At 73.7% G+C, this 12,978-nt stretch carries 11 protein-coding genes and 1 tRNA gene; 7 read left to right on the top strand and 5 right to left on the bottom strand.

Annotated elements, in window-relative coordinates:
- Positions 1-142 precede the first annotated feature (142 nt).
- A complete protein-coding gene (locus IEZ12_RS16230) occupies positions 143-1,957 on the top strand; it encodes an ABC-F family ATP-binding cassette domain-containing protein (RefSeq protein WP_100587373.1) in 1,815 nt (604 codons plus the stop codon).
- Between the two features lie 111 nt (positions 1,958-2,068).
- Here IEZ12_RS16230 and IEZ12_RS16225 read toward each other — a convergent pair whose 3' ends face one another.
- A complete protein-coding gene (locus IEZ12_RS16225) occupies positions 2,069-3,973 on the bottom strand; it encodes an FUSC family protein (protein WP_189272679.1) in 1,905 nt (634 codons plus the stop codon).
- Between the two features lie 181 nt (positions 3,974-4,154).
- Between IEZ12_RS16225 and IEZ12_RS16220 the strand changes: the two genes are divergently transcribed.
- The 5 genes from IEZ12_RS16220 to IEZ12_RS16200 all read left to right on the top strand — a co-directional run bounded on the left by IEZ12_RS16220 (position 4,155) and on the right by IEZ12_RS16200 (position 8,807).
- Positions 4,155-4,227 (top strand) — tRNA-Thr (locus tag IEZ12_RS16220).
- Between the two features lie 157 nt (positions 4,228-4,384).
- Complete coding sequence (locus IEZ12_RS16215; RefSeq protein WP_189272678.1) at positions 4,385-5,044, top strand: LuxR C-terminal-related transcriptional regulator; 660 nt, start codon at positions 4,385-4,387, stop codon at positions 5,042-5,044.
- Positions 5,045-5,221: 177 nt separating this feature from the next.
- A complete protein-coding gene (gene galE / locus IEZ12_RS16210) occupies positions 5,222-6,181 on the top strand; it encodes a UDP-glucose 4-epimerase GalE (RefSeq protein ID WP_189272677.1) in 960 nt (319 codons plus the stop codon).
- 142 nt (positions 6,182-6,323) lie between these two features.
- On the top strand, positions 6,324-7,211 hold the full coding sequence (locus IEZ12_RS16205; protein WP_189272676.1) for a LuxR C-terminal-related transcriptional regulator: 888 nt from the start codon (positions 6,324-6,326) through the stop codon (positions 7,209-7,211).
- A gap of 57 nt (positions 7,212-7,268) precedes the next feature.
- A complete protein-coding gene (locus IEZ12_RS16200) occupies positions 7,269-8,807 on the top strand; it encodes a polysaccharide biosynthesis protein (RefSeq protein WP_189272675.1) in 1,539 nt (512 codons plus the stop codon).
- A gap of 186 nt (positions 8,808-8,993) precedes the next feature.
- On the opposite strand, the gene IEZ12_RS16195 is transcribed toward IEZ12_RS16200, so the two are convergent.
- Complete coding sequence (locus IEZ12_RS16195; RefSeq protein ID WP_189272674.1) at positions 8,994-9,491, bottom strand: MarR family winged helix-turn-helix transcriptional regulator; 498 nt, start codon at positions 9,489-9,491, stop codon at positions 8,994-8,996.
- Positions 9,492-9,608: 117 nt separating this feature from the next.
- On the opposite strand from IEZ12_RS16195, the gene IEZ12_RS16190 reads away from it, so the two are divergent.
- Positions 9,609-10,403 carry a methyltransferase domain-containing protein gene (locus IEZ12_RS16190; RefSeq protein WP_189272673.1) on the top strand — a complete coding sequence of 265 codons (795 nt, stop codon included), beginning with the start codon at positions 9,609-9,611 and terminating at the stop codon, positions 10,401-10,403.
- 28 nt (positions 10,404-10,431) lie between these two features.
- Here the strand turns inward: IEZ12_RS16190 and IEZ12_RS16185 are convergent, their stop codons facing one another.
- The 3 genes from IEZ12_RS16185 to IEZ12_RS16175 are packed head-to-tail and all read right to left on the bottom strand — an operon-like array spanning position 10,432 to position 12,973.
- On the bottom strand, positions 10,432-11,283 hold the full coding sequence (locus IEZ12_RS16185) for a DMT family transporter (protein ID WP_189272672.1): 852 nt from the start codon (positions 11,281-11,283) through the stop codon (positions 10,432-10,434).
- A gap of 56 nt (positions 11,284-11,339) precedes the next feature.
- Positions 11,340-12,032, bottom strand: coding sequence for a TetR/AcrR family transcriptional regulator (locus IEZ12_RS16180; protein WP_100587364.1), 693 nt, complete (start codon positions 12,030-12,032; stop codon positions 11,340-11,342).
- Between the two features lie 26 nt (positions 12,033-12,058).
- A complete protein-coding gene (locus IEZ12_RS16175; RefSeq protein ID WP_189272781.1) occupies positions 12,059-12,973 on the bottom strand; it encodes an acyl-CoA desaturase in 915 nt (304 codons plus the stop codon).
- Positions 12,974-12,978: the final 5 nt, after the last annotated feature.

Below are 12,978 nucleotides of genomic sequence, written 5' to 3'. Positions count from 1 at the left end.
GGGCGCCTTCCGCTGCACGCAGTTCTCCGCCGGCCCCGGCGGGCCGGGAGGTACCCCCACGGCCCCTGGTCGTGCGCTCCCCGGTTTCGCACCGCCACTAGGCTGGGGGTGTTCTTCCCCCTTTCCCCAGGAGCGCAGCTTCGTGGCCGTCAACCTCGCCACCATCGAGTCCGTCACCAAGGTGTACGGCACCAGGGCCCTGCTGGACGGGGTGAGCCTCGGCGTCAGCGAGGGCGACCGGATCGGGGTGGTGGGCCGCAACGGTGACGGCAAGACGACGTTGATCCGGATGCTGGCGAAGCTGGAGGAGCCGGACAGCGGGCGGATCACCTGGTCCGGGGGTCTGCAGCTGGCCGTGCTGACGCAGCACGACTCGTTGGACCCGAAGGCGACCATTCGCCACGAGGTGATCGCGGACCGGGCCGACCACGAGTGGCTGGGCGACGCCCGGATCCGGGACATCATCCAGGGTCTGTTCGGCGGGCTGGACCTGCCGGGGTTCGCGGACGGTCTGGACACCGTGATCGGGCCGCTCTCGGGCGGTGAGCGCAGGCGCATCGCGCTGGCCAAGCTGCTGCTCGGCGAGTGGGACCTGATCGTGCTGGACGAGCCCACCAACCACCTGGACGTGGAGGGCATCGCCTGGCTGGCGAAGCACTTGCAGGGCCGCCGTTCGGGGCTGGTCTGCGTCACCCACGACCGGTGGTTCCTGGACCAGGTCTGCACCCGGATGTGGGACGTCCAGCGCGGTGAGGTCCGGGAGTACGAGGGCGGCTACTCGGACTACGTGTTCGCGCGCGCCGAGCGCTCCCGGATCGAGGCGACGGAGGAGCAGAAGCGGCAGAACCTGGCCCGCAAGGAGCTGGCGTGGCTGCGTCGCGGCGCCCCGGCCCGGACGTCCAAGCCGCGGTACCGGATCGAGGCGGCGAACGCGCTGATCGCGGACGTGCCGGAGCCGCGCGACAAGTCCGAGCTGATGAAGTTCGCCAACGCGCGGCTGGGCCGGACGGTCTTCGAGCTGGAGGACGTGACCGTCAAGGCGGGCGAGAAGCTGCTGCTGGAGCGGCTGACCTGGCAGCTCGGCCCGGGTGACCGGATCGGTCTGCTGGGCGTCAACGGCGCGGGCAAGACCTCGCTGCTGCGGGCGATGCAGGCCGCGTACGCGACGGACGGGGACGTGCAGCCGGCGGGCGGTGTGATCAAGGTCGGCAAGACGGTGCGGCTGGCGTACCTCTCGCAGGAGGTGGCCGAGCTGGACCCGACCACCCGGGTGCTGCAGGCGGTCGAGCAGGTCCGCGGCCGGGTCGACCTCGGCAAGGGCCGGGAGATGAGCGCCGGCCAGCTGTGCGAGCAGTTCGGCTTCGGCAAGGACAAGCAGTGGACGCCGGTCGGCGACCTGTCCGGTGGCGAGCGCCGCCGACTGCAGCTGCTGCGGCTGCTGATGGACGAGCCGAACGTGCTGTTCCTGGACGAGCCGACCAACGACCTGGACATCGAGACCCTCAATCAGCTGGAGGACGTGCTCGACGGCTGGCCGGGCTCGATGGTCGTGATCAGCCACGACCGGTTCTTCATCGAGCGGACCACCGACACCGCGTACGCGCTGCTCGGCGACCGCCGGATGCGGATGCTGCCGAACGGCGTGGACGAGTACCTGGAGCGCCGGACCGCGATGGCGGAGGCCGCCGCCGCGGCCGCGGCCGCGCAGGTTCCGGCCGTCGGTCCGGAGACCTCAGGGCTGTCGGCGGGGGACCTGCGGGCGGCGAAGAAGGAGCTGCAGAAGCTGGAGCGGCAGATCGCCAAGCTGGACCAGCAGGAGTCCAAGCTGCACGCCCAACTGGCCGAGCACGCCGCCGACTTCTCCAAGGTCGCCGAGCTGGACGCGCAGCTGCGCAAGGTCCGCGAGGAGAAGGAGGAGCTGGAGCTGGCCTGGCTGGAGCTGGCCGAGCAGGTCTGAGCACGGCGAGGGCCACGCACCACGGGTGCGCGGCCCTCGGTGTGACGGCGTGTCAGCCCTTGCGTGGGTGGCGCCGGCGTGTGTTCCGGCGGCGGGCGGTGCGGTCCGTCCTCAGTCGAGCAGGACGTCCAGCTCGTCCGCGGCGCGGGCCAGTGCGCTGCGGGTCGGGTCGTGCGGCCCGGTCGGGCGGGCGGCGCGGCCGGAGGGCGGGCGGTGGGCGCGGGCGGCGTCGGTGAGGCGGTCCAGTGAGTGCAGCACCCGCTCGATCACCTCCGGTTCGGGTTCCCGCCCGCCGTAGCGGAGCTGGGCGGCGTACGCGGCGACCGCACCGGACAGGCGTTCCAGGGCGGCGGTGGCGGGCAGCCACTGCTCGGCGAGGCGGCCGGCCGGCGGGGGCTCGGTCAGGCCGAGCTGGACCTGCTTCCGGGCGTCGGCCAGCGCCCGGTAGGCGGTGCGGCGCAGCCAGACCTCGGCGACGGGCTCGACCCGGGCGACCGAGGCCAGGTAGGCGCGGACGGTGGCGGCGGCCGTGACGATGCCGGGTTCGATCCGGTGCGGGGCGCGTTCGGGCCACAGCAGGTAGCCGAAGACCAGCACGATGGCGCTGGCCAGCGTGGTGTCCAGCACCCGGGGCCAGAACCCGGCGGCGCCGCTCCCGCCGCCGAGCTGTACCAGGATCAGCGCCACCGGCGTCATCACGGCGGTGTTCAGCCCGTAGTGGGCGGCCGTCGAGTACGGCAGCAGCGCCACGCACAGCGACACGGCGACGCTCAGCGCCCAGGACTCGGTGGTGACGGCCAGCAGGGCCGCGGTGACGGCGATGCCCAGCACGGTGCCCAGCACCCGGCTGACGGCCCGCTGGAACACCGAGCCCAGGTCCGGCTTGAGGACGAACGCCACCGTCAGCGGCACCCAGTAACTGCGGCTCAGCGTCAGCGCGTTGACGGCCGCCTCGGCGACCGCCACGCACAGCGCGACCCGCAGGCCGTAGCGCACCGAGCCGCGGGAGAGCAGGCGGGCGCGCAGCCGCCACGGGTCGGGCGGGGGCGGAGCGGCGGTGTCCAGCGGGGCCCAGCGGCCGGCGACGGTGTCGGCGGCGGCCCGCAGCGCGGTGTCGAACGCCGTCCGGGACGGGGTGTCGGGCTGCCAGTCGGGGTAGGCGGGCTCGGGGCCGCCGGTGATCTGCCGGGCCAGTTCCGCGGGGAACCCGGCGATCCCGGGCGGCACCGGACGCCACGCCCAGAGCAGCCCGGCGGCGGCTTCGGTGGCGCCGAGCGCGGCCTCGTAGGAGCGGCGCAGCCACCGCAGCCGCTCCGACTCGTGGCGGCCCGGGCGGGCCGGCGGCAGCAGGTCCTGCATCTGGTTGAGGCGTGCCGTCAGCACCTGCCGGGCCGCTGCCCCGTCCGGCGTGCCGAGGGCGGCCAGCATGCCGCCGAGCGCCCGGTAGGCCTCGGCGAGGGCGACGGTGCGCGGGTCGGTCCGGACGTCGGTGCGGTAGCGCAGGCCCAGCAGCAGGACCAGCGCCGCGCCGCACGGCATCATCGCGGGCGCCGCCCACCACGGGTGCGGCAGCGCCATGCCGCCGCCCAGCGAGGCGGACACCAGCAGCAGCATCCCGGCGGCCGAGCCGCGCGGGCCGGTCGCGGACAGCGCGCCGCCGACGAAGCCGATCAGGGTGAGGGCGACGCCGACCGCCGGCCCGCCTGCGCCGTGGTGCTGGAGCGCCGCGCCGATCAGCATGCCGGTGGTGGAGGCGGTCAGCGCCAGCGCGATCCGCGGGGCGCGCAGCCGCAGCGGCTCGACCCGGTCGTTCATGGTGGCGTGCATCGCGCCGAGCGCGGCGAAGACTCCCAGGTCCAGCCGTCCGGTCAGCAGGCCCGCCGCCAGCGGCACCGCCATCCCGACCGCCGCCCGCACCGTCTGCCGCCACGGCACCGGCGGCCGGGCCGGCCGCAACGCCAGGGCCCACCAGGAGGATCGGTCGCCGGTTCGGCGGCTGCGGCCGGGGGCTGACACGGGATCACGCGCCTTTGCTGCACGAGAGCTTCGCGGCTGCTGGGCGACATTGCACGGCAGATCGGGTCTTCTCGGGCAGTTTAGCCCTCTGACCGGCGCAGAGCCGATTTCCCATGGGGTCCGCGGACCATGTAATGTCTTCCTCGTCGCAAGGGGAACCGCAAGGAACCCGGAGCAACAAGCCCCTATAGCTCAGTCGGTAGAGCGTCTCCATGGTAAGGAGAAGGTCTGCGGTTCGATTCCGCATGGGGGCTCAGCAGACGAAGGCCCCGCCACTCGGCGGGGCCTTCGGCGTTTCCGCGGGTTTCCCAACTCTTCGCCAAACCGGGGGTCGGCCCGGTAGGTCCCCTGGCGGCCCGCGCACGGATGCGCTGTGATGGTGCGTCTGTCGGCCGGACCGGGGAGGGACGGATGAGCGTGCGGCTCGTGGTCGCGGACGATCACCGGCTGATGGCCGAGGCCCTCGGCACAGCCCTGCAGCAGCGCGGCCACCGGGTGCTGGGGGTGGGATCGCCGTGCGGTGCGGTGCTGGACCTGGTGGTCGGGCGCCGTCCGGAGGTGTGTCTGCTGGGGACGGCGGGCGGGTCGGACGACTCGTTCGACGCGCTGCGCCGGTTACGCCGGGAGCGGCCGGAGATCTCCGTGGTGGTGCTGGGTCCGCTGGGCGCGCCCGGTCGGGTGGCGGCCGCGTTCGCGGCGGGTGCGGCGGGCTACGTCCGCAGCGACGAGCGGATCGAGGTGGTGGACCGGGCGATCGCGCGGGTCCGGGCGGGGGAGGCCGCCGTCGCGGTGGAGGTCCTGCGTGCGGCGTTCGAGCACCTGCTGTGGCCGGTCGCCGAGCCCGACGACGAGGCGGCGCGGCTGCTGCGGCTGCTGACCCGCCGCGAGGTGCAGGTGCTGGCGAGGATCGCGGACGGGGAGGACACCGCGGCGATCGCCGCCGCGATGCGGATCGCCCCGTCCACCGCGCGCACCCACGTCCAGCGGGTGCTGACCAAGCTCGGCGCCCGGTCCCGGCTGGAGGCCGCCGCGCTGGCCGCCCGGACCGGGATGCTGGACCAACTCGCCTGAAGGCCAAGGGCGTTCGGCGGGCCGTGCGGGGCGGGACGCCGACGGTGCGGGGGAACTCGCGCATCGGGCGGGCGGGGTCGGGGCGGCCGGGGGCGGCGGCGATCCGGGCCGGTCCGCTCAGCCGAGTGCCCTATGCTCCGAACGAGGAACACCCGAGTGTGTGCGGAGGTCGAGGGCATGAGCAAGTACCTGGTCACGGGCGGAGCCGGCTACGTGGGCAGCGTGGTGGCGGCGCACCTGCTGGAGGCGGGCCACCGGGTGACGGTACTGGACGACCTGTCGACCGGTTTCGCGGAGGCCGTGCCGGACGGCGCGGAGTTCGTCCGCGGCCGGATCCAGGCCGCCGGCGACGTGCTCGACGCGTCCTTCGACGGTGTGCTGCACTTCGCCGCGTCCTCGCAGGTCGGCGAGTCGGTGGCGGACCCGGAGAAGTACTGGCGCAACAACGTGGCCGGCTCGCTGGAGCTGGTGTCGGCGATGCGCAAGGCCGGCGTCGGCAAGCTGGTGTTCTCCTCCACCGCGGCCGTGTACGGCGAGCCGGAGGAGGTGCCGATCAAGGAGACCGCGCGCACCTCGCCGACCAACGCCTACGGCGCCACCAAGCTCGCGGTGGACCACCTGATCACCTCCGAGGCGATCGCCCACGGCCTGGCCGCGGTCAGCCTGCGCTACTTCAACGTGGCCGGGGCGTACGGCCGTTACGGCGAGCGCCACGAGCCGGAGTCGCACCTGATCCCGCTGGTGTTCCAGGCGGCGCTGGGTCAGCGCCCGCACATCTCGGTGTTCGGCGAGGACTACCCGACGCCGGACGGCACCTGCATCCGCGACTACATCCACATCGCCGACCTGGCCGCCGCGCACCTGCTGGCGCTGGACGCCGCCAAGCCGGGCGAGCACCTGATCTGCAACCTCGGCAACGGCACCGGCTTCTCGGTGCGCGAGGTGATCGAGTCGGTCAAGCGGGTCACCGGCCGGGAGATCCCGGTGCAGGTGGCCGGCCGCCGCCCGGGCGACCCGGCGGTGCTGGTGGCCGCCGCCGACCGGGCCCGGGAGGCCCTCGGCTGGACGCCGCTCCACCCGGAGCTGGACCGGATCGTCGCCGACGCCTGGGAGTTCACCCTCGCCCACCGCGCCTGACCAGCCCCGCTCCGGGCCCGACTTCCACCTCTGAAGTCCCTGCGTACAGGAACTTCACCAAACCCCCACGCGTCACCGGCGGCCGCCCGTACGCTGAGTGAGGCACCGGTGGGGGTCGGGCCACGAGCAGGGGGGCAGGACGATGGGGCGGATTCGCGTCCTGGTGGTCGACGGCCACCGCATTTTCGCCGAGGCGCTCGCCACGGCACTCGCCGCCGAGCCCGACGTGGACGTCGGGGCGGCCGGCAGCGCCGTGGCGGCCGAACGCGCGCTGGACCGGGCGGCGGCCGAACGTCGCCCCTACGACGTGGTGCTGGTCGACGTCGACCTCGGCGCCGCCCCGCCGCCACCGGCCCGCGGCGGCCCGCCGCAGCCCCGCCGTGTCCCCATGCCATCCCAACACCGGCCTGCCGCCGGGCAGTTGACCCGCCCGCCGACCGCCCCGGCCCGGCCGTCCGCCGACCCGGCGCGGCCGCCGGGCGACGGGATCGCCCTGGTCGGCCGGGCCTGCCGGGCCCACCCGGCGCTGCGCGCCGTCATGCTGGCCGCCGCCGACGACCCGCAGCGGGCCGTCCGCGCCCTGCAGGCCGGAGCCAACGGCTGGGTGGCCCGGGAGAGCTCACTGGGCGCGCTGATGGCCGTGATCCGCGGCGTGCTGCGCGAGGAGACCCACCTGCCGCCCGCCCTGCTGACCGGCGTGGTCCGCGAACTCACCTCCGCCCGGCGGGACCGCTCGGAGAGCGAACGCCTGGTCGCCGCGCTCACCCCGCGTGAGGAGGAGGTGCTGCGCTGCATGGTCGCCGGCCTGGGCAGACAGGCGGTGGCCGAGCGGCTGTTCCTGTCCCCGCACACCGTCCGCACCCACATGCAGAACGTCCTGGGCAAACTGGGGGTGCACTCCACGCTCGCGGCGGTCGCGGTCGCCCGCCGGGCCGGGATCGCCCCCTCGGAACCGCCCGGGTCGCTCGCCGTGCCCGCCCCCGCCCCACCGCCGACCGTCGCCTCGACCGCAGGCCCCGGCGCGGGCTGAACGAGCCCCGCCTTCCGAGCAGGTTCCACTCCGTGAGTCAGCGAGACCGGAGGTCTGATGTCGCCGAACCGCACTTCCGCACGCCTGCAGGCAGCCCGCACCCGCATCCCCGAGCAGCGCGCCGACTCGTCCGGCCTGCGCACCCTGGTCGTCGGGGCCGGCGCGGCCGGCACGGCCCTGGTCCGCGACCTGGACCGGACCCCGGAGTTCGGCCTCACCCCCGTCGGGGTGCTGGACGACGACCCCACCAAGGCCGGCCGGGACGTCTCCGGCAGTCCCGTCCTCGGCCCGCTCGCCGACCTCACCGCCCTCGCCCTCGCCCACCACGCCCAGGTGGTCGTCCTCGCCATCCCCGGCCTCCCGCACCAGCGGGTCCGGGAACTCGCCACCGCCGCGGCGGCGGCCGGCGCGGCCGTCCGCTACCTGCCGTCCTTCCTGTCCGCGCTGCGCCGCGAAGTCGTCGGCTCCGACCTGCGCACCCTGGACGTCAACCGGCTGATCGGCCGCCAGGAGGTGCACGTCGTCTCGCCCGACGTCCGCACCGTGATCGAGGGCCGCCGCATCCTGGTGACCGGCGCGGGCGGCTCCATCGGCAGCGAACTCTGCCGCCAGGTCCAGGCGTTCGGGCCGGCCGAGCTCTACATGCTCGACCACGACGAGTCCAACCTGCACCGGCTCCAACTCGACATCTGGGGCGAGGCGTTGCTCACCGACGAGTCCCTGGTGATCGCCGACATCCGGGACCGCCCGCGCATCCAGCAGATCTTCCGCGACCTGCGCCCCGAAGTGGTCTTCCACGCCGCCGCGCACAAGCACCTGCCGCTGCTGGAGCGCCACCCCAGCGAGGCCGTCAAGTCCAACGTCCTCGGCACCGACCACCTGGTCGAGGCCGCACTCGCCACCGGCGTCGAACGCTTCGTCCTCATCTCCACCGACAAGGCCGCCGACCCCACCTCCGTCCTCGGCGCCAGCAAGCGCCTCGCCGAACTGATCGTCCAGGCCAACGCCCGCGACGCCCGCAACCTCGGCACCGGCGTGTTCGCCGCCGTCCGCTTCGGCAACGTCCTCGGCTCCCGCGGCTCGCTGCTCTCCGTCCTGGAGGAACAACTGCGCAGCGGTGGCCCGGTGACGGTCACCCACCCCGACGTCACCCGCTTCTTCATGACCATCGAGGAAGCCGTCGGCCTGGTCCTGGAAGCCGGCCGGATGGCCGAGGGCGGCGAGGTCTTCGTCCTCGACATGGGCGAACCGGTGCGGATCGTCGACCTGGTCCACAACTTCGCCGAGCAGGTCCAACTGGGGGCGGACGAGGTCGAGATCCGCTACACCGGGCTGCGGGCGGGGGAGAAGCTCAACGAGGCGCTGTTCTCCGACACGGAGGAGCGGCTGCCCACCGCCCACCCGCGGATCTACGCCACCGCGGCGAACGCCACTGGCGTCGAGGATCTGGCGGGGGGCCTCACGGCGCTGTACGGGGCGGCGACGGGCAATGCCGATCCCGTCGTCCGCGACTGCCTGGCGGCGCTGCTCCCCGGCTACAAGAGCGCCCCGACACGGCCTCCGGCGCTGGCGACGCCGTACCCGGACGGCTTTTAGCTGTCAGGGCGCGAAAACAGGGGCCCGGAGAACGGCGGGGGTTCGTGGCGGATGGTCATGGGGGCGCTGGGCGTGCGGGCGTTTCAGGTCTCCCGGTACGTCAGGACACCCGAAGCAACATGACCGCATCGCAGGGTTCGACGAACCGCAGACCCGGCCTCGCCGTTCCCCGAGCCCCTGAAGACCTCATCCACCAGCCCGGTCGAACGGGATGACCAACTGTCGCAGCAGGGAGGCGAGTTCGCCGCGCTGGGTGGGCGCCAGCCGGGCGAGGATCTCGCGTTCGTGGGCGAGGAGGCCGGCCAGGGCCTGGTCGGCCTTGTCGCGGCCGGCGTCGGTGAGGCGGACCAGGACGCCGCGGCGGTCGTCGGGGTCGGGGAGGCGGACGACCAGGCCCTTGGTGGTGAGGCGGTCGATCCGGTTGGTCATGGTGCCGGAGGTGACCAGGGTCTGGGTGAGGAGCTGGCCGGGGGAGAGCTGGTAGGGGTCGCCGGCCCGGCGCAGCGCGGTGAGGACGTCGAACTCCCAGGGTTCGAGGCCGTGCTCGGCGAACGCGGTGCGGCGGGCGCGGTCCAGGTGGCGGGCGAGTCGGCTCACCCGACTGAGGACCTCAAGGGGTTCCACGTCGAGGTCGGGGCGCTCTCGGCGCCATGCTGCGACCAGGCGGTCGACCTCGTCCTCCATGACGATCAGTGTATCGGGGGATGTGTCGATGTGAAGTCTCTTGACATCAAGAGATAACAAAGGAACGCTCGGCGCTCGAAAGATATCTTGACGTCGAGATACTTCTGGAGGTTCGCCGTGTCCGCCGACTGGGACGCCCGCCAGTACCTGCGCTACGCCGAGGAGCGCATCCGCCCGCTGAACGAACTCCTCGCCCGGGTCCCCGAGCTCCCGGACCGCCCCACCGTGCTGGATCTCGGCTGCGGCCCCGGCAACTCCACCGCCGTGCTCCGCCGCCGCTGGCCCGACGCCCGCCTGCTGGGCCTGGACACCTCGCCCGCCCTGCTGGAGACCGCCCGCACCACCGGGGAGCCCTCCGCCGAGTACCGGCAGCAGGACGTCACCGCGTACGACCCGGCGCCCGAGCGGCCCGACCTGATCGCGTCCAACGCCGCCCTGCACTGGATGGACACCCCGACCGCCGACCACCTCGCCCTGCTGCCGCGCTGGGCGGCGGCGCTACGCCCCGGCGGGGTGATCGCCTTCCAGCTGCCCGGCAACTTCGCCGCCCCCAGCCACACCCTGCTCGCCGAACTGCGGCACGGCGCCCGCTGGCGCGGGCGACTGGGCACCGTCCGCCCGGACGCGTCCTGCCACGCCCCGGCCCGCTACCTGGAGGCGCTGCTGGCCGCGGGCTGCACCGCCGACGTCTGGGAGACCACGTACCTGACGGTGCTGCAGGGGGCGGACCCGGTGCTGGAGTGGGTCAAGGGCACCGCGCTGCGCCCGGTGCTGGAGCGGCTGCCGGACCCGGGCGAGCGGGCGGAGTTCCTGGCGGACTACGGGGCGCTGCTGCGCGAGGCGTACCCGGCGACCGAGCACGGCACGGTGTTCCCGTTCCGGCGGGTCTTCGCGGTCGCCGTGAAGAACTGAGCCCGGGCAGAGGGAAGTTGACGGTCGGTTACTTCGTGCCGGGCAGGGCCGGGTGCCGGCCCAGCACCACCACGCCGACCACGATCGCGGCCATCCCTGCGCTCTGCCAGGCCAGCGCGGCGGGGGTGATCCGGACCCGGTCGCCGAGGAAGCCGACCGCGCAGGCGATGCCGGCCAGCGGCTGGGCGGCGGTCAGGGCGGGCAGGGACATCCGCAGCGGGGCGGCTTCGAACGCGGACTGGACGAGGAGCAGTCCGACCACGCCGATGCCGATCACGGTGTACGGCTGCCAGGAGGCGAACGCGGCGGTGGCGCCGTGCTGGTCGATCAGGTCGAAGGTGGCGCGGGTGAGGGCGTCCTGCAGGCCGTAGAGCAGGCCGGCGGCCAGGGCGAGCAGGGTGGCCTCCTCGAACAGCGGGAGGCGGCGGGCCAGCGAGACCAGCGCCAGGGCGAGGCCGGCGACGGTGCCGATGACCAGCCACTGGCGCAGCGGGCCGACGCCGGGGCCGCCGCCCTGGGGCTGGCCGGCGGCGATGAACGCGGTGACGCCGAGGGCGATCATCGCGACGCCGATCCAGCCGGAGCGGCCGAGCCGGGTGCCGGTGATCCGGCGGGCCAGCAGCATCGCCCAGACCAGGTTGGTGGCCAGCAGCGGTTCGACCAGGGTGACTTCGCCCTGGCTGAGCGCCAGTGCGGACAGCACCTGGCCGGCGATCATGAACGCGATGCCGAGCAGCCAGTCGGGCATCCGCATCAGGTCGAGCAGCAGCCGCCAGCGCAGCAGGTCGCCCTTGGGGGCGCGCTGGGCGGCGTGCTGCTGCAGGACGAAGCCGAGTCCGAGGCAGCAGGCCGCGCCGAGGGCCAGCAGGAAGACCGTCAACGGGTTCCCCTGTCGTGCGTGTCGGCCCGGCGGCCCCGGTGGCGGGGCCGGGCCGGTCAGTTCTTGCGGTCGCCGACCAGCTTGGGGTGCCGCTCCAGGCCCTCCAGGCCGTGCCAGGCGAGGTTGACCAGGTGGGCGGCGACCTCCGCCTTGGCGGGCTTGCGCACTTCCAACCACCACTGGCCGGTCAGCGCCACCATGCCGACCAGCATCTGCGAGTACATCGGCGCCAGCCTGGCGTCGAAGCCCCGGGACTTGAACTCCAGGCCGAGGATGTCCTCGACCTGGGTGGCGATGTCGCTGATCAGCGAGGCGAACGAGCCGGTGGACTGGGCCACCGGCGAGTCCCGGACCAGGATCTTGAAGCCGTCGGTGGAGGTGTCGATGTAGTCCATCAACGCGAACGCCGCCTGCTCCAGCAGCTCCCGGGAGTGGCCGCCGGTGAGTGCGCCGGTGACCATGTCCAGCAGGAGCTGCATCTCGCGGTCGACGACCACCGCGTACAGGCCCTCCTTGCCACCGAAGTGCTCGTAGACGACCGGCTTGGAGACCCCGGCGCGTTCGGCGATCTCCTCCACCGAGGTGCCGTCGTAGCCGCGTTCGGCGAAGACCGACCGGCCGATCTCCAGCAGCTGCTCGCGGCGCTGCTTGCCGGTCATCCGGACCCGGCCGCCGCTCCTCCTGCCGCCGGCCCCGCCGCGCTGAGAAGGCTGCTGATGGCCGGCGCTGTCTCCGTTGGTCCCGTTCACCCCTCCATCATGCTGTAGGCGCTGCCTCATGCGGCGCGGCGGGCGGCGATCCGCTCCGCACCCGGCCAGCGGACGTCGGTGGCCCAGCCCGCCTTCTCGAACCAGCGGATGACGCGCGCCGAGGAGTCGACCTGGCCGGGCAGCACGCCGTGCCGGGCCGAGGTCGGATCGGCGTGGTGCAGGTTGTGCCAGGACTCGCCGCAGGACAGCACGGCCAGCCACCACACGTTGCCGGACTTGTCGCGGGACCTGAAGGGGCGCGAACCGACCGCGTGGCAGATCGAGTTGATCGACCAGGTGACGTGGTGCAGCAGCGCGACCCGGACCAGCGAGCCCCAGAAGAAGGCGGACAGCGCGCCCTGCCAGCTCCAGGTGGCCAGGCCGCCGATCACCGCGGGCAGGGCCAGCGACAGCGTCGTCCAGAGCCAGAACAGCCGGGAGATGCGCCTCATGGCCGGGTCGCGGACCAGGTCGGGCGCGTACTTGAGCTGCGGGGTCTGCTCCTCGTCGAACATCCAGCCCATGTGCGCCCACCACAGGCCCTTGAGCAGGGCGGGCAGGCTCTCGCCGTAGCGCCACGGGGAGTGCGGGTCGCCCTGCTTGTCGGAGAACCGGTGGTGCTTGCGGTGGTCGGCGACCCAGCGCACCAGCGGGCCCTCGACGGCGAACGAGCCGAGCACGGCGAGGCCCAGGCGCAGCGCGCGGTTGGCCTTGAACGCGCTGTGGGTGAAGTAGCGGTGGTAGCCGACGGTGATGCCGTGGCAGGTGAGGAAGTACATGGCGACGGCGATGCCGGCGTCCAGCCAGGACAGCCCCCGGCCCCAGGCCACCGGGACGGCGGCCAGCAGGGCGAGGAACGGCACCGCGATGAACAGGGCGAGGGTGAGGCGTTCCAGGGGGCCCTGTTTCTCGCCGCCCCTGGTGGCGGACAGTCGGGGGATGAGGT

This window comes from Kitasatospora griseola, from assembly GCF_014648555.1.
Taxonomy (GTDB): Bacteria; Actinomycetota; Actinomycetes; order Streptomycetales; family Streptomycetaceae; genus Kitasatospora; species Kitasatospora griseola.
This window is presented reverse-complemented; position numbering and strand designations above follow the sequence as displayed.